General features: G+C 58.3%; 19 protein-coding genes. 7 read left to right on the top strand and 12 right to left on the bottom strand.

The window, feature by feature from the left end; genetic code table 11:
* Positions 1 to 92: 92 nt before the first annotated feature.
* The 6 genes from ABIQ96_RS13430 to ABIQ96_RS13405 all read left to right on the top strand — a co-directional run bounded on the left by ABIQ96_RS13430 (position 93) and on the right by ABIQ96_RS13405 (position 4,725).
* Positions 93 to 338, top strand: coding sequence for a type II toxin-antitoxin system VapB family antitoxin (locus ABIQ96_RS13430; protein WP_348215115.1), 246 nt, complete (start codon positions 93 to 95; stop codon positions 336 to 338).
* Positions 335 to 703, top strand: a complete 369-nt coding sequence (locus ABIQ96_RS13425; RefSeq protein ID WP_348215114.1) for a PIN domain-containing protein — start codon at positions 335 to 337, stop codon at positions 701 to 703. The genes ABIQ96_RS13430 and ABIQ96_RS13425 overlap by 4 nt, the downstream gene beginning before the upstream one ends.
* A gap of 52 nt (positions 704 to 755) precedes the next feature.
* Positions 756 to 2,390, top strand: coding sequence for a fumarate hydratase (locus tag ABIQ96_RS13420; protein ID WP_348215113.1), 1,635 nt, complete (start codon positions 756 to 758; stop codon positions 2,388 to 2,390).
* 107 nt (positions 2,391 to 2,497) lie between these two features.
* Positions 2,498 to 2,710 carry a twin-arginine translocase TatA/TatE family subunit gene (locus tag ABIQ96_RS13415; RefSeq protein ID WP_348215112.1) on the top strand — a complete coding sequence of 71 codons (213 nt, stop codon included), beginning with the start codon at positions 2,498 to 2,500 and terminating at the stop codon, positions 2,708 to 2,710.
* A gap of 5 nt (positions 2,711 to 2,715) precedes the next feature.
* Positions 2,716 to 3,807, top strand: a complete 1,092-nt coding sequence (locus ABIQ96_RS13410) for an endonuclease/exonuclease/phosphatase family protein (RefSeq protein ID WP_348215111.1) — start codon at positions 2,716 to 2,718, stop codon at positions 3,805 to 3,807.
* 45 nt (positions 3,808 to 3,852) lie between these two features.
* Positions 3,853 to 4,725, top strand: a complete 873-nt coding sequence (locus ABIQ96_RS13405) for a metal ABC transporter substrate-binding protein (RefSeq protein WP_348215110.1) — start codon at positions 3,853 to 3,855, stop codon at positions 4,723 to 4,725.
* 74 nt (positions 4,726 to 4,799) lie between these two features.
* On the opposite strand, the gene ABIQ96_RS13400 is transcribed toward ABIQ96_RS13405, so the two are convergent.
* The 7 genes from ABIQ96_RS13400 to ABIQ96_RS13370 form a co-directional block, all read right to left on the bottom strand.
* The gene (locus ABIQ96_RS13400) at positions 4,800 to 5,963 is read right to left on the bottom strand and encodes a Gfo/Idh/MocA family oxidoreductase (RefSeq protein WP_348215109.1); all 1,164 of its coding nucleotides are present in this window, start codon (positions 5,961 to 5,963) and stop codon (positions 4,800 to 4,802) included.
* A gap of 37 nt (positions 5,964 to 6,000) precedes the next feature.
* Positions 6,001 to 7,083, bottom strand: coding sequence for a Gfo/Idh/MocA family oxidoreductase (locus ABIQ96_RS13395; RefSeq protein ID WP_348215108.1), 1,083 nt, complete (start codon positions 7,081 to 7,083; stop codon positions 6,001 to 6,003).
* 72 nt (positions 7,084 to 7,155) lie between these two features.
* Entirely contained in the window at positions 7,156 to 8,112 is a 957-nt protein-coding gene (locus tag ABIQ96_RS13390) for an acetyl-CoA carboxylase carboxyltransferase subunit alpha (protein ID WP_348215107.1), read from the bottom strand.
* A gap of 61 nt (positions 8,113 to 8,173) precedes the next feature.
* Positions 8,174 to 9,061: a LysM domain-containing protein gene (locus ABIQ96_RS13385; protein ID WP_348215106.1), complete on the bottom strand. Its 888-nt coding sequence runs from the start codon at positions 9,059 to 9,061 to the stop codon at positions 8,174 to 8,176.
* Positions 9,062 to 9,077: 16 nt separating this feature from the next.
* On the bottom strand, positions 9,078 to 9,614 hold the full coding sequence (locus ABIQ96_RS13380; protein WP_348215105.1) for a hypothetical protein: 537 nt from the start codon (positions 9,612 to 9,614) through the stop codon (positions 9,078 to 9,080).
* A gap of 98 nt (positions 9,615 to 9,712) precedes the next feature.
* The gene (acpP, locus tag ABIQ96_RS13375) at positions 9,713 to 9,955 is read right to left on the bottom strand and encodes an acyl carrier protein (protein WP_348215104.1); all 243 of its coding nucleotides are present in this window, start codon (positions 9,953 to 9,955) and stop codon (positions 9,713 to 9,715) included.
* Between the two features lie 111 nt (positions 9,956 to 10,066).
* A complete protein-coding gene (locus ABIQ96_RS13370) occupies positions 10,067 to 10,822 on the bottom strand; it encodes a hypothetical protein (protein ID WP_348215103.1) in 756 nt (251 codons plus the stop codon).
* A 185-nt stretch (positions 10,823 to 11,007) separates the two neighbouring features.
* Between ABIQ96_RS13370 and fbaA the strand changes: the two genes are divergently transcribed.
* Positions 11,008 to 12,039 (top strand): class II fructose-bisphosphate aldolase, encoded by a 1,032-nt coding sequence (fbaA, locus tag ABIQ96_RS13365; RefSeq protein ID WP_348215102.1) that lies wholly within the window; start codon positions 11,008 to 11,010, stop codon positions 12,037 to 12,039.
* Positions 12,040 to 12,121: 82 nt separating this feature from the next.
* On the opposite strand, the gene ABIQ96_RS13360 is transcribed toward fbaA, so the two are convergent.
* The 5 genes from ABIQ96_RS13360 to ABIQ96_RS13340 all read right to left on the bottom strand — a co-directional run bounded on the left by ABIQ96_RS13360 (position 12,122) and on the right by ABIQ96_RS13340 (position 19,901).
* On the bottom strand, positions 12,122 to 14,491 hold the full coding sequence (locus ABIQ96_RS13360) for an immunoglobulin domain-containing protein (protein ID WP_348215101.1): 2,370 nt from the start codon (positions 14,489 to 14,491) through the stop codon (positions 12,122 to 12,124).
* 64 nt (positions 14,492 to 14,555) lie between these two features.
* On the bottom strand, positions 14,556 to 15,275 hold the full coding sequence (locus ABIQ96_RS13355; RefSeq protein ID WP_348215100.1) for a PEP-CTERM sorting domain-containing protein: 720 nt from the start codon (positions 15,273 to 15,275) through the stop codon (positions 14,556 to 14,558).
* 45 nt (positions 15,276 to 15,320) lie between these two features.
* Entirely contained in the window at positions 15,321 to 17,741 is a 2,421-nt protein-coding gene (locus ABIQ96_RS13350; RefSeq protein ID WP_348215099.1) for a glycoside hydrolase family 27 protein, read from the bottom strand.
* A gap of 139 nt (positions 17,742 to 17,880) precedes the next feature.
* Positions 17,881 to 18,549, bottom strand: coding sequence for a response regulator transcription factor (locus ABIQ96_RS13345; protein WP_348215098.1), 669 nt, complete (start codon positions 18,547 to 18,549; stop codon positions 17,881 to 17,883).
* Positions 18,546 to 19,901: an ATP-binding protein gene (locus ABIQ96_RS13340; RefSeq protein WP_348215097.1), complete on the bottom strand. Its 1,356-nt coding sequence runs from the start codon at positions 19,899 to 19,901 to the stop codon at positions 18,546 to 18,548. Before ABIQ96_RS13340 ends, ABIQ96_RS13345 begins: the two co-directional genes overlap by 4 nt.
* Between the last annotated feature and the right edge of the window lie 117 nt (positions 19,902 to 20,018).

The following is a 20,018-nucleotide window of genomic DNA, read 5'->3' as shown; positions in this document are numbered from 1 at the left end:
CTGCGATATCGGGCAAGCTTTGCAGAGGGCAAAATCATTGTGATTTCGGAAAAATTCTTGAAATATGCATCAAAATATGCATCATTTGATGCATGAGAACCACGGTGACTTTAGATGACGATTTACTCGCCTCTGCCGCGGACTTCAGCGGGATCGACGAAAAGTCCAAGCTGCTGAATTTCGTTTTGGACGCCTATGTCAAGAGAATGGCTGCCCGCAGATTGGCCGCGCTGGGTGGCACCATGCCGGATCTTGATCTCTCGCCCAGAGACGCGCGGGTCAGCTATTTTTCGGATTCGCCCACTCCCGGATACAAGGTCGCAGAGGACTCCAAATGAATCCGGTGCTCGTTGATAGTTGCGTGTGGGTGAGACATTTCCGCCAGCGGAATCCCCTGCTTGTGGACATGCTGGTGGATGGAGAAGTGTGGTGTCACCCGATAGTTGTCGGTGAACTTTCGATGGGAATGTTGAAGGACCGCCAACAGACGCTTTTCGATCTCGCGAAATTGAACCGCCCGCCGATCGCCACCTTTGCCGAAACCCGGCAAATGGTGGAATCCCGCCGCCTTTGGGGGCGTGGCATCCAGTGGAACGACGCGCGGATTCTCGCTTCCGCGATCCTTGGACAGGTTCCGCTGTGGACCTTCGACATCCGGCTCAACGAGATCGCGAAAGAGCTCGGAGTCGCCTATCTCACTTAGCGGGAAAGCATTTGCACGGACATGGCAATGCGCCTAGAAAAAGCCGCAAGCCATGTCCGACAAACCATTTTTCTACCAAGATCCGTTTCCGCTCGGCCCCGACACGACGGAGTATGAGCAGATCAGCTCCGAGCATGTCTCGGTCTCGGAATTCGAGGGGAAACCGGTTTTGAAAATCGCTCCTGAAGCCCTCACTTTGTTGGCGGCGGAGGCGATCAAGGGTATCAATTTCACCCTCCGCGCCTCGCACCTCGCGCAGGTCGCAGCGATTCTTGACGATCCCGAAGCTTCGGAAAACGACCGCATGGTCGCGTTGATGCTTTTGAAAAATGCGGAAATCGCCTCGCATGGCATCCTTCCGTTTTGCCAGGATACCGGCACCGCGACGGTCATCGGAAAAAAAGGCCAACAAGTCTGGACCGGTTGCGACGACGCCGAATTTCTTTCGAAGGGGATCTATCAGACATACACGAAGGAAAACCTCCGCTACTCGCAGACCGCGCCGCTGACGATGTATGACGAGGTCAACACCAAGACCAACCTTCCCGCGCAGATCGACCTCTACGCCACCGAAGGCGACGCCTACAAATTCCTCTTCGTCAGCAAGGGCGGCGGTTCGGCAAACAAGACATTTCTCTATCAGGAAACCAAGGCCCTGCTCAATCCCAAGCGTCTCAAGGAATTCTGTCAGGAGAAAATGGCATCGCTCGGCACGGCGGCATGCCCTCCCTATCACCTCGCGTTCGTCATCGGCGGGACCTCGGCGGAGACCTGCCTCAAGACGGTGAAAATGGCATCCACCCGTTATTACGACGATCTTCCCACTTCAGGAAACGAGCACGGTCAGGCGTTCCGTGACGTCGAGCTGGAGAAGGAGTTACTCGCGATTGCCCGTGAAATCGGCATCGGCGCGCAGTTTGGTGGCAAATATTTCGCACTGGATGTCCGCGTCATCCGGTTGCCCCGTCACGGTGCTTCCTGTCCGGTTGGCATCGGCGTTTCCTGTTCGGCGGATCGGCAGGCAAAAGCAAAGATCACCAAGGATGGTATCTTCCTCGAAAAGTTAGAAAAAAATCCCGGCCGTTTCATCCCTGAAAAATTCCGCGATTGGAAATTCAAAGGCGTGCCGATCGATCTCGATCTTGGCATGGAGGAAACGCTGAAAACCCTTTCCAAATATCCGGTCACCACCGCTCTCGCCCTAACAGGAACCATCATCGTCGCCCGGGACATCGCCCATGCGAAGCTCAAGGAGATCCTCGACGACACCGGCGAACTACCAGAATACTTCAGAAAATATCCCGTTTACTACGCTGGCCCGGCCAAGACGCCTGCGGGTCTGCCGTCCGGTTCATTCGGCCCGACCACCGCCGGGCGCATGGACGGCTACGTCGATCTCTTCCAGTCAAACGGCGGGTCAATGGTCATGCTGGCCAAGGGCAACCGCTCGAAGCAAGTCACCGACGCCTGCCAAAAGCACGGTGGATTCTACCTCGGCTCGGCCGGCGGACCAGCGGCGCTACTCGCCCAAGACCACATCCGGTCGCAGGAAGTCGTCGATTTCCCAGAACTCGGCATGGAAGCGGTATGGAAAATCACCGTGGAAAATTTCCCCGCGTTCATTCTCGTGGACAACAAGGGCAATGATTTCTTCACCTCGCTGAACTCCTGCCCGGTCTGTAAATGAGCGGGATTCCATAGCCGTATTAAAATAATCGTCGTCCGGAATGCGGTAAATGAATTGCAAGCGGGTTTTGCGGCGCTACCCTTTCGACAACAACAACCACAACCACTATGGGACCTATTGGAATGCCGGAAATGGTCATGATTTTCATCGTGATCCTGTTGCTCTTCGGAGCGAAGAAACTGCCTGAACTCGCCCGTGGCCTCGGGAAAAGCATGGGAGAATTCAAAAAAGCACGCGAAGAATTCGAAAGCGAAATCACCCGTGCCGAAACTGAAACCCGCGTGAAGGAAGTCCCGGGCAAAGAGCCGCGCGAGTCGTAATCTCCATGAGTTTCCGCGGGAAATTCGTAGCTTTGATCAATCCAGCCCCAAGATTTCTTGGGGCTGTTTTTTGTGGATTTGCCATACTCGCCAGTTCTGCCTGCAACAAGAAGGGCACCCCAGATTGGGATACGCCGGGAGGTGCGACGCCAGCGACGACCGTTTCGACTCCCGCTCCCTTACCAAAGGAAGTCGAGCCGCCCAAGCCATCGGTTCCCGCCGAAACCAAGGCCGCCACTGAGCCCTCGCAATCTCCGGCGGCGAGCCCGACGGAATCCGGCCTGCGATTCATTTCCTACAACGTCGAGAACTGGCTGACCATGGATCGCTATGTGAAGAAAAAGACGGTGAAAGGCGCTCCCAAGCCGGACAGCGAAAAGCAGGCGGTCATCCGTATCCTTGTCAGACAGCATCCAGACGTGATTGGAATTTGCGAAATCGGCACAGCGGCCGATTTGGCTGAAATCCAAGAAAATCTCAAGACTGCCGGTCTCGATTTGCCGAACTCCCATTACACGGGTGGCTCGGATCCCACCCGTCACCTCGGATTTCTGTCGCGGTTTCCAATCACTTCGACGGCCAAACCGGCGGAAACCGAATATCAGCTTGCCGGACAAACTTATGGCATCAACCGGGGAATTCTGGACGCCACCATCGAAGCACGTGGAAAATCCTACCGCTTCGTCGGAGTGCATTTGAAATCGAAGCGCGACAGCGAGCAAGGCGATGAGGAAGCCATCCGCATGAGCGAGGCCCGCTTGCTGCGCCGCCACGTGGATTCCATTTTCAAGGCAGATGCCGAGGCGCGACTGATCGTGTACGGAGATTTCAACGACACCCGCGCGACCAACCCGCTCAAGTTGATCACCGGAAAATACAACGATCTGACTTACCTGACCGCGATTCCGGCGAAGGATGCGCATCAGGAAGCATGGACCCACTACTGGGCGCTTAACGACATCTATTCGCGGATCGATTTCATCATGGTCGCCAAGGCCCTGCGCAAGGAGGTGAATTTCCCCGAAGCGAAAATCATCGATGATGACGAGTGGAATGCGGCGTCTGACCATCGTCCGGTAATGGCGATTTTCCGCTAAACGCAATCCACTTGCATATCCGTCGATTCCGGACACGTTGCCGCCATGCTTCGTTTGATTTTCGCAATCGCCCTGCTGGGACTGCTCCCGCTTACCGCAGCGGACCTGAAAATCGCCGTGCTCCACCCCTTGCTTGGGGATCTCGCGCGGCAGGTGGGAGGCGACAAGGTGGAGGTGGTCGATCTGATAGGACCTAACGGCGATCCCCACCATTTCGAGGCGAAGCCGGAAGATCTCAGGAAAGCGGAAGGCGCGTCGATCTATCTGGTCACGGGAATGGGGCTGGAAGGCTATATGCCCAAGCTGAAGGCGATCATTTCCGGCAAGGCCCGCCTGGTCGAAGTCGGAGCGACATTGCCGGTCCTCGAAGGTTCTCATGATGACGACGGCCACGGACATGAAATCGATCCGCATTGGTGGCACTCGATTGATTTGTTCCGGCGGGCGACTGGAATCGTCACCGAAGCGATGATCGTGGAATCGCCCGAAAACGCCGCACTCTTCCGGCAGAATGCGGCGACCTACAGGAACCAACTGGACGAGTTGGAACGTTGGACCCGGCGGGAGATTTCGAAAATCCCACGGGACAAACGCCACCTCGCGACGGCTCATGCCGCGTTCAATTACTTCTGCAAGGATTTCGGATTCGTCCCCCACCCTGTGCAAGGATTGAACCGTGAGCAAATGCCCGATCCGGCGGAGCTAGCAGCGTTGATTGCCGACCTTAAAGCCAACCACGTCGCCGCGATATTTCCGGAGAAAGAATCGAATCCGAAAATTCTCGGCACTCTAACGAACGACACAGGTATCCGTCTTGGAGATCCCTTGATCGCGGATGGGACCGGCGGCATTGGCTACGTCGCGATGTACCGCCACAATGTGGAGGCCATCGTGAAGGGGCTGGGGGCCCAGCCCTGAGGAGGGTTGCACTGTTGGTAGGCCGAAGCCACACCCTCCCTATCATCCGCGCGAAATAAATTTCGCGCTCCAATTCAAGAACCGTGGACAGGATTCCAAGCTGCGTTTGCCTTGGAGGAGGCTACGGCGGCTTCGATGAAGGCCATGCCTTCGACGCCGTCATCGACCGTCGGGAAATCGTAACCCTCGGCGCGCGGATAGGTTCCTGCGAGGTAGTCGGAAATCGCTTCGCCGGCGGCGAGATAGACGTTGGCAAAAGCTTCAATGAACGCTTCCGGATGGCCGAATGGCAGGCGCGTGTTTTTCGAAGCTTCAGGGCCGTTGTAGCTGTTGCCGCGGCGCCAAACCTGGCGCGGGGCGTCGGCGAATTTCACGATGAGTTCGTTCGGATGCTCCTGATGCCACTCGATGGAAGCATCGGTGCCGTAAACACGGATGTTCAGGTTGTTTTCGTCGCCAGTGGAAATCTGCGAGGCGAAGAGCACGCCGCGGGCACCACCTTCGTATCGGACGAGCATGCTGCCGTCATCGTCCAACGGGCGGCCCGGAATGAAAGTATTGAGATCGGCGGCGACCTGTTCGAGTTCGAGGCCGGTGATGTAGCGGGCGAGGTTTTCCGCATGGGAACCGATGTCGCCCATGCAGTTGGAAATCCCGGCGATGCTGGGATCCATGCGCCAGTTGGAAATCGCGCCGTCGGCCTGTTCCTTGATCGCCCCGATGGCGTAGCCTTGCGGGTATTCGGCGACGATCTTGAGGATGCGACCGAGTTTGCCGGACTTTACCATGGCGCGGGCCTCCTTCACCATCGGATAGCCGGTGTAATTGTGGGTCAGGGCAAAAACGAGACCGGATGCATCGACAATCTTTTTGAGCTCCTTCGCTTCTGCCAGAGAAAATGCCATCGGTTTTTCACAAACGATGTGAATGCCGGCTTCAAGGAACGCCTTCGCTACCGGAAAATGAAGATCGTTGCGGGCGACGATGGTCACGAAGTCGATACGCTCGCCAACGGGCAAGGCAGCTTCCGCCTTCGCCATCCCGGCGTAGGACGAATAGACGCGTGACGGATCGAGGAAGAAATCCTCACCCGAGAGTTTCGATTTCTCGGGGTCCGAGGAGAAGCAGCCTGCGACCAGTTCGATTTTGCCATCGAGATTCGCGGCCATGCGATGGACGGCGCCGATGAAGGCACCGCGCCCGCCGCCGACCATGCCCATGCGGAGTTTGCGATTCATTGAAGAAGTTGAGAGTAGATGGTTGAGAGTTGAGAGATCAGATGGAAACGGGTTTGCCGGTGGCAGCGGACTGATAGAGCGCGTCGATGATTTTCATCAGGTTGAGCGCCTGGTCGGGAGTGTTGAGCGGCTCGGCTTTTCCTTCGATCGCCTCGATGAAGTTGCGGGCGGAATTGCTGCGGCCCATGTCCTCGCAAGCAGGTGTGACGATGGTGCGGTTCACGCTGTTGCCGTTTTCCTGGACGTAGAGTTCGCAGGTGTCGATGGCGGTTTCATCCAGTCCGTCGCGACCGAAGAGGCGCTCGACCTTGCCACCGGCCTTGGTGCCTTGAAAGACAACGGAGACTTCCTCGCGTTTGACCATTTCCGCCCAGGAAACCTGGAGTGTTAGAACCTGGCCGGTCTTGAAGGTAACGAAGCCGTGGGCCGCAGCTTCGACGTTGTTGGTGCCGTCAGCGCGGTCGGGAATGCCCCACGGGCCTTTGAATCCCTTGTCGGTGATAAAGGTGTCGAAGGTGTTGGCGAGCACGTGGGCCGGCTCGGGATAACCCATGAAATAAAGGGCAAGGTCGATCATGTGGAGCAGATCGATGACCGGTCCGCCACCTGATAGTTCCTTGGTGGTGAACCAGCCGCCGAAGCCGGGAATGCCGGTGCGGCGGATCCATTTCGCCTGGGCGGAATTGATGGTGCCGACAGTGCCGTCGTCGCAATAGGACTTCATCGCCTGCGACTCGGGCCGGGCGCGGTTGTTGAAATTGAACATCAGCTTCTTGCCCGCGGCATTAGCGGCAGCGATCATTTCCTCGACCTCGGAAGCCTTGAGCGCGGGTGGCTTCTCGCAGAAAACGTGTTTACCGGCCTTAAGGCACTGAAGAGCGAGTGGCGCGTGAAATTTGTTAGGAACGATGATACTGACAGCGTCGAGTTCCTTGCATTCCGCGAGCATGGCATCGACGGATTCGTAAGCTTGTGCGATCCCCCATTTCTCGGTGGCGCGGGCGGCGGCGCCGGGCGCGGGATCGGCGACGGCGACGATTTCAGCTCCTGCCTGGCGGAAACCCGCGGCGTGGTATTGCAACATTCCGCCTGCTCCGATGACTCCTACTTTGATCGACATGATTTGGTTTTTAGTTTGAAATGAAAAATGCGCGGCATTTCTAACGCCGCGCGGGTTACGGATCGCTCGGGGTCATTCTTTCCCCTGCCACTCGCCGAAGGCGCGGAATTTCGCGTAGCGTTCGTCGAGGAGTTTCGCGGTCGAGAGTTTTGTTAGCTCGGCGATATGGGAGAGGACTTTCTCACGGAATGCATCGGCGGATGCCTGATGGTCGTGATGGGCTCCGCCGGTGGGTTCGTCGATGACGTCGTCGATGAGTCCGAGATTCTTGAGATCGGGTGCGACCAGTTTCATCGCTTCCGCCGCTTCGGGAGCGTGCTTGCGGTGCTTCCAGAGAATGGCGGCGCAGCCTTCCGGACTGATGACGGAATAATAGGCGTTTTCCATCATGATGACCCGGTCGGCGATGCCGATGCCGAGAGCTCCGCCGGAGCCGCCTTCGCCCAGGACGATGGCGATGATGGGCACCTTGAGCAGCATCATTTCGCGGAGGTTGAAAGCGATGGCTTCGGCGATATTTCGCTCTTCGGCACCGATACCGGGGAACGCGCCGGGAGTGTCGATCATGGTGATGACCGGAAGACCGAACTTCTCGGCGATTTTCATCAATCGGAGCGCCTTGCGGTAGCCCTCGGGATGGGCGCTGCCGAAGTTGCGCTTGAGGTTTTCCTTGGTATCGCGGCCCTTCTGATGGCCGATGACGATGACCCGCTGGCCACCGATGCGGGCGAAGCCGCCGGGCATCGAGGCATCATCGCCGATGTGCCGGTCGCCGTGGAGCTCGCAGAAATCCGTAAAAGCCAGGGAGACGTAGTCGAGCATGAACGGACGGTTCGTATGACGGGCGATCTGGACGCGCTGCCACGGGGTTAGGTTTCTATAAATCGCAGCCCGGGTCTCGGCGAGCTTGGTCTCCATGATGGAAATCTCGGCGGACATGTCGATGTTTTGAGAAGCCGACTTGGTGCGGAGTTTCTCAAGTTCACGTTCGAGTTCGGCGGCGGGTTTTTCGAATTCGAGGAGCTGCATGGTGGAGGGGTGCGAGGTTCGGGATTCGCGATGGAAGATGCAAGACCGGAGATGGCCCGGATCAGCGGATCTCGACCTCGTTGCCAACCCGGGTGAGGAGGCTGATTTCCTCCATGTCCTGTGGTCGCACGATGATTCCGTGGGGGAATTCCTCGGATTTTTCCGGAGCCCCGCGGATCAGGAGCGATGGCTTGGCGATCTGGACGAGTTTTTCCGAAGATCGATAGTCCTTCGATTGGGGAGCCACCCGCTTGCCTTGAACCTCCGCGATTTTTGAACTAATCTTGGTTTTTCCAGCAGGCAGCACGCCGGGCACGCCCAGATGAATGATCGGATATTCGCGGATGAAACGGTCGCCATCCCAGAACGACAACGTCTTGCGCTGCGGCTCGATGAGGATGCGGAAATTGAGCGGCATGACGACGAGTTCCTCGCCTGGCTGGATGTTTTTCAGCTCCATCATGTTGTTGAGGTGCATGATGATGTCGAGCGAGGTGTCGTGCTCTCCGGCGATGCCGAGGAACGAGTTTCCGCGCTTCACGACGTGGACCTGTTTGCCCTCCATGTGAGTGGTGGAAAGGATCTCATCCAAATTCATTTCACCGACGATCCGCCGGGCCGTGGGAGCGGATGATGACGAGGGAAAAACATTGATGATCGTCGTCAGTTTCTCGCGCGCCTCGTCGAGCTTGCCGAGGGCTAACAACTCATGGGCTTTTTGAAATGCCTTCTCACCGGGATCGATGTCGGGAAGCTCCGCCGAATCCAACATCTTGGCGAAATCGCCTTCGGGCGGCCTGCCGACAACCTCCGTCGGATTGGGAATGATTTTCTCGAAAACACCCCCCAAGGGCCTGACAAGAATGTGATAGGCCAACATGCCAGTGAAGGCCATGACCGCCAGCACACACACGGCGGCGAAGAGCTTTAAAACCGTCCAAAGGCTCATGGGCGAAAGAAAAGTCTCAGATAAGTCCGCGGCGCTTGAAATCGAATGCGTTGATCTCATGCGAGCGAAGTATCATTTCGAATGAAAATTTGAGGATGGAGATTTCCCATGCGTCATCCACCCCTTCGATGATGGCACGGGCAGGGTTACCGGATTTCCGAATATCTTCAAGCACCCGTTCGCGAACGGCGTCAATGCTGTCATGGATGATTTCCTCGTGCACCTGGCCACGCTTGAATTGGAAGCCGTATTGCAGGAAGGCAAGGTCCTTGCCCTCGGAGCGGAGCTTGTCTACGAGCTTGTCGAACCGGGCTCTGGCGGATGGATCGAATCCTTCCAACTGCACATCGTTGTAGGCCGACGGCCGGAGAATCCGAGGGCGCATCGCCTCGACTTCCCCGGTGCGGATCCTGACCTCGCCGGTGCGATCCATCAGCTCGCTGATGAGCTGGAATTCGAAGCGGGTTTCGCCGAAGGTATCTATCCGGCGATCCGGCTCGCGGAGAACCTTCGTCGTTTCAAGCGCGTAGTGAATGTCGTCCGGTGAGTGCATGGGCAGTTGATAGTCGCCCGGATCCGCGGCAATGCAAAGAAAAGGGCGGACACCTCATGAGGAGCCCGCCCTTTTGACAAAGCGTTCGCCTACCGGGATCAGGCTTGTTGGCTGGTGATGTAGGTGATCACGTCACCGACGGCCTGAAGCTTTTCCGCCTCTTCATCCGGCACTTCGATGTCGAATTCTTCCTCGAAGGCCATGACGAGTTCCACGGTGTCGAGCGAGTCGGCTCCGAGATCTTCGACGAATTTGGCTTCGGTGGTCACTTGATCAGCGTTGACGCCAAGTTGGTCCACGATGATGTCCTTTACACGGGCTTCGATACTTTTGTCTGACATAGATTGCTGTTGTTGAGGGTTGGCGTTGGGCTTGGTTATCGCTTGCTGACCCGACTTGGCAACCTCGAAAACGAATCAAGGGTGGAAAAGGACGGGATCGGTGAAAATCTCTCAGGCAGGCCCGGAAGCTTGGTCTTGGGGTTCCGACTTGGAGATGGCGGCGTATTCGATGATTTCGCCGGAAAAGTGTGCTCTGATTTGCCTCATCAGTCGTTCGGCAGGCTCGTCGTTTTCCTTCTTAAAACCACCGTAAGTCAGTCCATCGATGCGGATCCGGCCCTTTCCGGAATTACCGTCGTAGTCGATGAATGCGAGCCCCTTGGTGTCCCATTTGCGGAGATCAAGCGTCTTCAGATCCGTGAATGGAACGCGCTTTCCTTGTTGGGTGGTGACAGCCTCGCCATCAGCGGAAATCGAACGGTTGACCGTGCGCAGGAGGAAGAAAGCAGCGATCGCCGCAAGCACCGAACAAACGCCAAAAACGATCCACTGCTCGTGGATTTGCCCGGCGTCGTAGGAATGTTCGACATTGGCATCCAGCATCTTTTCGCGGGAGTATTCCTGCCAGAGAAAGTTCCACTGCAAGGGCTTCATGCGGTTGTAGTCATGAAGAATCGCAGGCCAGGGCATCGGCAGTTGGAGATCCGCGGGAAGGACCGAATGATCTTCGGGAAATGTGGCGAACTGCTTCTCCGCATGGCGTTTCCAATCTTCCGGCGAGAGTGAATTGCCGGCATTCATTTTCGCAAACTGCTCGTTTGCGATTTGGAAGGTCTTCTGGAGATAGAAGCTCTCGTTTTTTTTCCGGTATCCCGTCGAACCGTCTTTGTAAAAAAGCACCGCGAAGACTCCAAACATCAACAGCATCACGACTGCTCGAAGGAGAAACCAAGGCGTTGGCTTGCAAACAATTGTTTCGGGTGAAGTCATCGGGCTGAACGAGAAACAATCCCGGCTAACGCGGATTGGCAAGCCGCAAGCCGGGGCTCCGGAGGGATTTCCCTTTATTCTGGCTTGTCGATGGCACGCGGACTGGTTACGGAACTCCCGCCATGCCAATCGCAACTCCCGCGCAATATCGCGCCATGTTGGACGCCGCCCAAAAAGGTGGCTACGCCTACCCCGCCATCAACGTCACCTCGCTGCCAACCATCAACGGTGCGCTCAAGGCGTTTTCCGAAGCGAAATCCGACGGGATCATCCAAGTTTCCACCGGTGGCGGCGAGTTCGCCTCCGGCACTTCCGTCAAGGATGCCGCCTTCGGAGCCATCGTGCTCGCGGAGGCCTGCCATCTCCTCGCGGAAAAGCACAACGTGCTCATCGCCCTCCACACCGACCACTGCCATCCGGCCAAGGTCGACAGCTTCCTCAAGCCACTCCTCGAAGCTTCCCGCAAGCGCATCGCAGAAGGCAAGGGACCTCTTTTCCAATCCCACATGTTCGACGGCTCGGTCGTCGACCTGAAGGAAAACCTCGAAATCTCCAAAGCCCTCCTCAAGGAATGCGCCGAACTCGGAATCATCCTCGAAGTCGAAGCCGGCTGCGTCGGTGGTGAGGAAGACGGACACGACACCTCGGGCCTGCCGATCGAAAAACTCTACACCACTCCCGAAGACATGGTGGAAGTCTACGAAGCGCTCCAACCGATCGGCCGTTTCCTTTTCGCCGCCACCTTCGGCAACGTCCACGGTGCCTACAAGCCCGGCGCGGTGAAACTCAAGCCCACCATCCTCCGCGACGGACAAAAAGCCGTCATGGACAAGCACGGCGCGACTGCTGAAATGGACCTCGTCTTCCACGGCGGATCCGGCACCTCCGAGAGCGACCTCCGCGAAACGCTCGACTACGGCGTCGTGAAAATGAACATCGACACGGATACACAATACGCGTTCACCCGCCCGATCGTCACCCACATGTGCGCCAACATCGAAGGCGTGCTCAAGATCGACGGCGAAGTCGGCGACAAGAAGCATTACGACCCGCGTTCCTATCTGAAAAAAGGCGAACAAAGCCTCTGCGATCGCATGAAGGAAGCCTGTGACGACCTCAAGTCCACCGGCAAGACGATCTTCGGAACGGTCTGATCCATCGGTTTTCGCTTCAATCAAAACGGCCTTTCCTCACGGAAAGGCCGTTTTTTTGTGAGAAACTACGGACGATCGAAAACTACGGCGTTTTTGTGACCTGCAAGCCGGTGAAGAATTTCGCAGGCACCGTTCCTGTGAGAGTGGCGGTCACGGTGGTGATTCCCGGCATCGGCGTGTTAGGACTGGCGGTGAAGCCCACCGTCGTCCCGCCGCTGGTTGCCAGGTCGGCGTTCCAACTCACTAGGTCGGTGCTCCAACGATAGGCCGGCGCAAGGTCGCTGGCCGCCGTGGCGTTCTGTGGGTGCTGGAAGGTCACCGTGCTGCCGCTCTTGGCGACCTGCGTGATTCCGGAATTCGGGATGCTCGGATTGGTTCCGAAGTAGTTTTCCACTCCGTTGGAAATTCCGTCGCCGTCCGCGTCATCGTTGAAGCCGTTGAGCGATCCGACCGGGAAACCGGAGATCCACGAGGCAAAGGTGTTAGCAGGAGTCGTGTTCAGCGTGACGCTGTTGTAGGAACTTCCCCAGCGGACTTCGTCCCACGCCACCGAGTTGCTGGCATAGTCGGAAAACGCGAGTGAATCGAAGGCCACGTCCAGACCGGTAAGCGCGATCCCACCGCTCGGCTCGCCCGAGCCGAGCGCGGGATCGATCCAGACAGTTAGGTTGTCGCTGGCGTCCGCATCGCTCAGTTCGAATTTCACCACAAACAGGTGGACTCCGGAATCGACCGGCTTCGCGAGATCCCCGACCTGGAAGTCGTTGTAGCGGAAACCGAAATTGGAGGTCGCGAAGTCCGCATCGGAAATACCCGCCTCGAAGACGCGCCGCGCGGCATCACCCGCCGGAGAAGCGCCGCCGGTGTTTTGATAGAGCGAGAGCACCGAATGGATGGTGGGCTGCGCCGCGGCATTCTCGTTGCCGTTTCGATAGAGCCAGCTCAGGTAGCGGGTGCCGGTGGTGTTTTTCGCAACGACGAGCGGCGGAGCGAGCTTGCGGAACGCGCGGCCGCTGTTAGCCCCTCCGATGCCCACCGTGTCGGCGGTTTTCCCGACCTGATCGCCCGAGGAGCCTAGGTAAAGCGGGTCCGCATAGGTCAGCGAGCCCGTCATCACCGCAGGTTCGGCATCGCCGAAATCCACGTCGGTCCAGGCGTCCGTGTAGCCGGTGACACTTGGATTCTGCAACGGCAGCTCGCCGATCGTGTAACCCGTGAAAGAGTCATGGCTAACCAATCCGTTCCACGCCGGGAAGGTGGCGACGGTTGCGTTATTGGAATTGGTGATCAGGCCAGCTTGCACGCTGTCGGTGATTTTCACGAAATAGACGCCCGCGGCGCCGGAATTGACGTTGGAGAGGACCAGCGTGTCATTCGTCTCGCCGCCCAGCGGAAGGGTGTCCTTATACCACTGATAGGTCAGCGTCTCGTAGCCTCCGGCAACGACCGAGAGCTGCACGGTCGAGCCCTCGACGGCGTTGACGCCTGCCGGCTGGGCGTAGATTTTCGGTGTTGCATAGAAGACATCGAGAAACGCGCTGGCGCTGGCGACCGAGCTGTTCGTGTTGGTGGCGATGACGCGGTAGTAACCTTCCTCGGCGAAGGTGATGCCGGTGAGCACGAGCGACGCAGTCGTCTGGCCGCTGACATCCGCCCATCCGGTGGTGCCGTTGGCCGAGTATTGCCACTGATAGGTTGGCGCGGGATCCGCTGAAGCCGATGCGGTGAAGGTCACCTCAGAGTACACGGCAGCAGTCTGGCTTTCCGGCTGTAAGCCAAACTCCGGAATGCTGCCGAGATCGGCGACGACCTGGAAACCGGCGATGCCGCCCCACTCGTCGTTGTCCCGCATCTGCACGGTGATGGTCCGGGAGTTTCCGGTTAGACCATTGAAAACGGCGTAGTTTGCGCCGACGGTATAGCCGCCGGTGGTGGTGTCGATGGCTTTGGCAAAGGTCGCGTTGCTGCCGCTGATACTGGCGGCTCCCAAAGTCTTGAAGTAGTAGGTGGTGGTTCCGTCACCCACCGTGCCCTCGCGATCCGCGCCGTCGGAGGAAAAATAAACAATGACGTCGTATTTCGCATACGGGATCTGGGAAAGGGTCACCGAGGACGAGGTCACAGGCGGACTCCATCCGGCCGGCCCCGCGTTCAGGTAGCCGTTGAGCAGGCGTTTGTTCGCCTTGCCGTCGCCGTCGAGCGCCGGCCCGGTTCCCTGGATGTTCCAGTTGTTGAAGGAGGTGTAGGCAAGGTCGAGCGTCGTCGCCTGACCGTTCTTGTCGATGAGGTTGGTCGTCGGATTCGTGGGCCAAGAGTTGTTCCAATTTGCGACCGGAGAAATACCGGCGATATCGCTGGCGGAAACCGTCCCGTTGCGGTCGTAATTCCAGCTCACGACCGAGGCGTGGGCTGATAGGGCGGCGGCGAGGCCGAGGGCAATCTGTTTTTTCATGGGCTTTGTTAGTTGGAATTGGCGGTGCCGCAGATGGATTCGCGGCACCGATGGAAGAACGGCTTCAGGCACGGCGGCGGCGCAATAATCCGATCGCACCCAACCCGCCGAGCAGCGCTGCGGACGGCTCCGGTACGGCGACGACTTGGAATCCGGCAATGCCGCCCCACTCGTCGTTGTCGCGCATTTGCACGGTGATCGTTTGGGACGTTCCGCTCAAGCCGTCGAAGATGGCGTAGTTCGCCGAGGCGTAGTTGCTGTTGGAGGTGGAGGTGGTCTGCGCGAGTGTGGCGTTGGACCCGGCGATGCTGGATGCTCCCAGCGTTTGGAAGTAGTAGTTTGAAGTTCCGTCGGTGACCTGGCCCTCGCGATTCGCTCCGTCCGAGGAGAAATAGACGATGATCTGATAGTTCGCGTAAGGAATCTGCGAGAGGACGACATTGGAGAAGGTCGGCGTCGGTCCCCAACCGGCGGGTCCGGCGCTGAGATAACCGTTGAGGAGGCGCTTGTTATTGCTGCCGTCTCCGTCCTGGCCGGGGTCGGAATCCTGGATGCGCCAGTTGTTAAACGAGGTGTAGGAGAGGTCGAGCGTGGTGGCGGCTCCGCTGTCATCGACGAGGTTGACGGTCGGATTGGAAGGCCAGGAATTGGACCAGTTGGCGGCGGGAACGACGCCAGCCACCGAGCTGGAGGACAGGGTGCCGTTGTAATCGAGGTTCCAGCTCACTACGGAGGCGTGTGCGGAACCGAGTGCCGCGAGGGCAATGAGTAGGGTTCGTTTCATAGTTTGGTTTTCTTGTGGGGTTGGATTTGTTTTCCGGAGAATGATTCAAGGCCGGGCAAGCCGGTAGAAGCGCCGGTCGGAATCGACCGCCACCACAATAGAGTTCGTGACCGGTTGTGGGTCGGCGGGTAGCCAATCGACGAGGTCGTCGCTCTCCTGCAGCAGGACAGCGCCGGGGATTGCGGGCCACGAAAGCATTGCGGTGCCGACGGATTGCAGATCGATACGAAGGCGCGTCGTCGGCAGCGGATCGGTCTGCGGGACGACCTGCACGGCAGCGATGCCGCCCCATTCGTCATTGTCGCGCATCTTTACTGTGACAGTTTGTGAGTCGCCACGAAGTCCGCTGAAGACCGCGTAATTGGCACCCGGCCAGGTGGCTGTTTGAGTGGTCTGAACCAGGGACGCGTTCGATCCGGTGACGCTGGCCGGACCGAGGGAGCTGAATTGATAGATGGTGGTGCCGTCGGTCACTTGTCCCTCGCGGCCGGCTTGGTCCGAGGAAAAATAAACGATGAGATCGTAGTAGCCGTGAGGAATCTGCGAGAGGCCGACAGAGGTCTGGATGGTGGACGGATTCCAAGCGGCGGGTCCGGCATTGAGGTAGCCGTTGAGCAGGCGCTTGTTCGATGCGCCGTTTCCATCAAGAGCGGGCGTGCTACCTTGAATGCTCCAGTTGTTGTAGGAACTGTAGCTGATATCGAGCGTGGTCGCGATGCCGCTGCTGTCGATCAGATCGATGACCGGATTGTTCGGATAGGAATTGTTCCAGTTCGCGACCGGGACAACGCCTGCCACGGCGGTGCCGGAAACCGTGCCGAAGCGATCATAGTTCCAGCTAACCGTTTGCGGAGCCCCCGCCGGAGTGGCGGAGCGCGCTCCCGAGTCAGGTGTTTCCTGACCGGAAACGATGGCAGAAACCACGTAGAAATAGGTGGTGCCATTCTGCACCGTGGTGTCGATGAACGCGGTATCTGTCAAGGAGTCCGCGATCACAGTAAATGGGCCGCTTTCAGAAATCCCCCGCTTGAGCCGGTAGGAAGTGGCGGGGGCCAGTGTTTCCCATGTCAATGCCACCTGCCCCTCGGTCGCGGCGGCACCGATGATCCACGGCGTGGGCAGCGCAGTGCCGACGAGCCGATAGAGTGCCGCTCCGTGCGAGGCGATGGAGGGAGAAAAACTGCCGCTGAATCCGCCGAGATTACTCTGATCCCAAAGCGAGCGGACCTGCACCGGGCCGCTGAAACCAAGGGTGGAGAGGGCCACCGGAACATTCGCGGTGGCGGAGCCGGTATTGAAAACAGCCAGATATTTGTCCGGGGAATTTTCCGCGTCAGCCACCCAGGCGATGAGATCGCCACTGCGGAAAAGCTGGCGGTTGTGGGTGCTGTGCTGGTTCAGCGCGATGACCTCGTCGTTGGTTAGAAGCGCGAGTGTGGAAGCGTCCATCTGCGTCATGTCGCCGCCGTGGATGAGCGGCGAGCGGGCGATGGCCCACAAGCTCATCATCGTCGTTTGTTCGTTCGCGGTGAAGTTCGTGACGCGTCCGGTGGCGGTGTTGTTGCCGCCCTGGAGCTTTCCTAACGGCAGCATGTCGGCATCCGGAAAATGGCCGGGGCCGCGGTAGGGAGTCCAATCGTGAAGGCGTTTGAACTGCTCGTAGAGCGGGGTCCAACTGTCCCAGAAATCATCGCTGATCCGCCATTGGTTGGCGTGGGCCATAACGTGTTCGCCGTTTCCGACCGGGGTCTCTCCGGGCGAGGTGCTGAAAACAATGGCGCGACCGGTCTTGTCGATCGCCTTGCGGATGCCCTCGATCTCCTTGAGGTGATAGGGCCGGCTGAGGTCGTCGATTTTCACGAAATCCACCTCCCACGAGGCGACCATTTCCATGATGGAATCGTAGTAGGCCTGCGCGCCCGGCTTGTTCATGTCCACGCCATACATGTCCGGATTCCACGGGCACGTGCTGTTGGGATCGGCGATGTCCTTCGCGGTGTAGGTGGTGCCTTTCACCGGCAGATCCTGCTGCCATGCCTGGCGGGGGATGCCGCGCATCATGTGGATGCCGAATTTGAGGCCCTTCGAGTGGATGTAGTCGGCCAGCGGCTTGAAACCCGCGCCACCGGCGGCGGAAGGAAAGCGGTTCGTCGCGGGGGTCAGCCGGCCCAACTGATCCATGGTGAGCGTGGCGTTGGCGTTGTAGTTGAAACCGGTTGCGTTCGGCTCATACCATTGGATGTCCACGGTGATGAGATTCCAGCCGTGCGACAGCAGGTTGGCCGCCATGTAATCCGCCTGCGCCTTGGACTTCGCCTCGTTGATCGAGGTGCCGTAGAAGTCCCAACTGTTCCAGCCCATCACGGGCTTTTCCGCCCATGACCAGAAGGCGGGCGTGTTCTCGGCATGAAGGGCTCCGGCGAGGGAAGCTGCTAACAGCAAAAGCTTGGACAAAGGGAATCTCACGAAACAGGAATGAAATAACGATGGATTGACGGTGTGCCGGAACCGTCCGGCCGCACCGATGCCATCGTTAGCAATCCCGCCGCTTTTCCTCAATACCCGCAGGTACGGGTGATTTCCCCTCCCCCCTCGCCTGCCGTGTTTATTTCCCCGGCTGTTTCATGTATTTCAAGACCGCTTCGGCCCGCGAGTGGACGTGGAGCTTTTCGTAAATCGTCTTCAAATAGCTGCGGACCGTCTGGACCGTTAGCGAGAGCTTGTCCGCGATTTCCTTGTTCACGTAGCCGGCCGCGATTAGTTCGAGGACCTCGGTTTCGCGCTGGCTCAGTCGGACCAGTTGCCGCCTCTCCTGACCCTTTTTGTGGAAAAACTCGGCCACCTTGCGGGCCACGCCACTGGTCATCGGCATGCCGCCGTGAAGCACGTCCTCCAGGGCCTGGATCACATCGGCCGGAGACGCGTGTTTCAGCAGATAGCCGTCGGCCCCAGCTTCCAAGGCGTGGAAAACCAGTTCCTCGTCGTCCGATGCGGTGACGATCAGAATTTTCGCATCCGGCATGATTTCCTTGAGCCTGGCCGTGCATTCGATGCCGGACATCTTCGGCAGGAAAACATCCATTAGAATCACCTCGGGACGTGCGGCGGGAATTTTACGAAGCGCTTCTTCCGCGGAGGCGCACGCGCAAACACAGGTGAATTCGTCCGACGAATCGACAATCGCGGCCCACTGTTCGCGGATGTCCTGATGGTCCTCTACCAGCGCCACCGGATGGCGGGACGGGTTTGCTTCGTTCCGTGAAATTGCGCTCATGGGTTGGTGCGGGATGTTTTTCTGAGGGATTTTCTGCTCCCTTTGAACTGGAGCGGCGCGCCGAGTGTGACGGTGCATCCGCCCTCCTCGCCGCGCTGGATTCCGAAAGTTCCGGCGACCTCGGCGGCGCGATGTTTCATGTTTGCCAGCCCGTTCCCCTCCCCGTCAACTGCGGATGGATCGAAGCCCCGGCCATTGTCGGAGATGATGATCCGGATGCCATTGCGTTCCTGGCGCACGCCTAACCGCACCTCCGTCGCGCCAGAGTGGCGGAGGACGTTGGTGAACGCTTCCTTGACGGCGAGGAAAAGATTCCGGCGCACGCTGATGTCGCATGGAAGCGCGGGCAGATTTTTTTCAATCTCGAAGCGGCAGCGGACCGGCGTGTCGTGGAAGAACAACTCGGCGTGCTTGCCCAGATAGGATGCGAAATCCCGCAGGTTGTCGCGCTGCGAGTTGATGAGCCACACCGCCTCGTTCATGCCGCGTACCAGATTACGGGTCTGGTCGCAAAGACGGTCCAGCGTGTCCACTGCGACCGATCCGTTAGAAATCACCCGCTTCGAGGCGTCACCGAGGATGACCAACTGCGTCAGGCCGCCACCGAGACTGTCATGCAGGTCCGCGGCGATCCTCGCCCGCTCGCGGCGGACCATGCGCTCCATCCGGGATTTGAGAATCAGCCTGCTGAAGAGAAACAAACTGCACGCCGCCGCCAGGACGCATAAAATGATCGTGGAAATCTGGAACCAGCGCCTTTGCCAAAATGAAATCACCACGGGTTGCGAAACCGGTGCCTGATAGATCTGCTTGTTGTCTTCCGGCCGGAAGGGATAAAGCACCTTGGCAGACGGCCATTCGGCGGGAGCGCGGGTCCGTTGTTTCCAATCGGTGACATTCCTGGGCGCGATTTTCCAAGTATCATCCGAAGCAATCTCGATCACGGATCCGTCGGCCAGGTTGATGTGCAGACCGACCAAAAGCCCGGCAACATCGAAATCGTTGGAGACATCCACGGCGAGGACATGGGTTCCGGATTCGAGAAGCTGGCTGAGGTCATATTCGATAAGAACCCGCCAGTCGGCTCCCTGGCCGACCGGTTGGCCGTCGAGGAACACGAAATAGAAATTGTCCGCCGTGATCCGGAGCGTGGCGGACTTGACAGAAACACCCCGCGGAATTTCAAACGATTTCCAAAACCGGCACTCTTGGCGATCATAGGTCTGGTGATCCCATATCCAGGAACCGACACCGTAATTGGCGTCGAGAGCCGGAGCCGCAGACACCGCGCCCGGCAGGGAAATTCCCGCCGCCAAAAAGACACCCACCATCCATGCCGATACGAAGCGCATTCTGGATCGGAGCAAAATGGCAGGCCGAATTTCTGTAAAGGCGCATTTCACTCCCGGAAAATTGCAGATGCCCTGCCTTTTGTACTTCTATTTGCCGGACAACCCGCTTGGTTCTCA

Origin of the sequence: Luteolibacter sp., from assembly GCF_039920825.1 — a bacterium.
In the GTDB taxonomy this organism is placed as follows: Bacteria; Verrucomicrobiota; Verrucomicrobiia; order Verrucomicrobiales; family Akkermansiaceae; genus Luteolibacter.
The sequence above is the reverse complement of the archived record's forward strand: the minus strand, read 5'-3'. Positions and strand labels throughout refer to the sequence as shown.

What these genes read in the sequence shown, in the direction of transcription:
- ABIQ96_RS13430 (WP_348215115.1), top strand. Translation starts at nt 93, where the DNA reads ATGAGAACCACGGTGACTTTAGATGACGATTTACTCGCCTCTGCCGCG.
- ABIQ96_RS13425 (WP_348215114.1), top strand. Translation starts at nt 335, where the DNA reads ATGAATCCGGTGCTCGTTGATAGTTGCGTGTGGGTGAGACATTTCCGC.
- ABIQ96_RS13420 (WP_348215113.1), top strand. Translation starts at nt 756, where the DNA reads ATGTCCGACAAACCATTTTTCTACCAAGATCCGTTTCCGCTCGGCCCC.
- ABIQ96_RS13415 (WP_348215112.1), top strand. Translation starts at nt 2,498, where the DNA reads ATGGGACCTATTGGAATGCCGGAAATGGTCATGATTTTCATCGTGATC.
- ABIQ96_RS13410 (WP_348215111.1), top strand. Translation starts at nt 2,716, where the DNA reads ATGAGTTTCCGCGGGAAATTCGTAGCTTTGATCAATCCAGCCCCAAGA.
- ABIQ96_RS13405 (WP_348215110.1), top strand. Translation starts at nt 3,853, where the DNA reads ATGCTTCGTTTGATTTTCGCAATCGCCCTGCTGGGACTGCTCCCGCTT.
- ABIQ96_RS13400 (WP_348215109.1), bottom strand. Translation starts at nt 5,963, where the DNA reads ATGAATCGCAAACTCCGCATGGGCATGGTCGGCGGCGGGCGCGGTGCC.
- ABIQ96_RS13395 (WP_348215108.1), bottom strand. Translation starts at nt 7,083, where the DNA reads ATGTCGATCAAAGTAGGAGTCATCGGAGCAGGCGGAATGTTGCAATAC.
- ABIQ96_RS13390 (WP_348215107.1), bottom strand. Translation starts at nt 8,112, where the DNA reads ATGCAGCTCCTCGAATTCGAAAAACCCGCCGCCGAACTCGAACGTGAA.
- ABIQ96_RS13385 (WP_348215106.1), bottom strand. Translation starts at nt 9,061, where the DNA reads ATGAGCCTTTGGACGGTTTTAAAGCTCTTCGCCGCCGTGTGTGTGCTG.
- ABIQ96_RS13380 (WP_348215105.1), bottom strand. Translation starts at nt 9,614, where the DNA reads ATGCACTCACCGGACGACATTCACTACGCGCTTGAAACGACGAAGGTT.
- acpP (WP_348215104.1), bottom strand. Translation starts at nt 9,955, where the DNA reads ATGTCAGACAAAAGTATCGAAGCCCGTGTAAAGGACATCATCGTGGAC.
- ABIQ96_RS13370 (WP_348215103.1), bottom strand. Translation starts at nt 10,822, where the DNA reads ATGCTGTTGATGTTTGGAGTCTTCGCGGTGCTTTTTTACAAAGACGGT.
- fbaA (WP_348215102.1), top strand. Translation starts at nt 11,008, where the DNA reads ATGCCAATCGCAACTCCCGCGCAATATCGCGCCATGTTGGACGCCGCC.
- ABIQ96_RS13360 (WP_348215101.1), bottom strand. Translation starts at nt 14,491, where the DNA reads ATGAAAAAACAGATTGCCCTCGGCCTCGCCGCCGCCCTATCAGCCCAC.
- ABIQ96_RS13355 (WP_348215100.1), bottom strand. Translation starts at nt 15,275, where the DNA reads ATGAAACGAACCCTACTCATTGCCCTCGCGGCACTCGGTTCCGCACAC.
- ABIQ96_RS13345 (WP_348215098.1), bottom strand. Translation starts at nt 18,549, where the DNA reads ATGAGCGCAATTTCACGGAACGAAGCAAACCCGTCCCGCCATCCGGTG.
- ABIQ96_RS13340 (WP_348215097.1), bottom strand. Translation starts at nt 19,901, where the DNA reads ATGCGCTTCGTATCGGCATGGATGGTGGGTGTCTTTTTGGCGGCGGGA.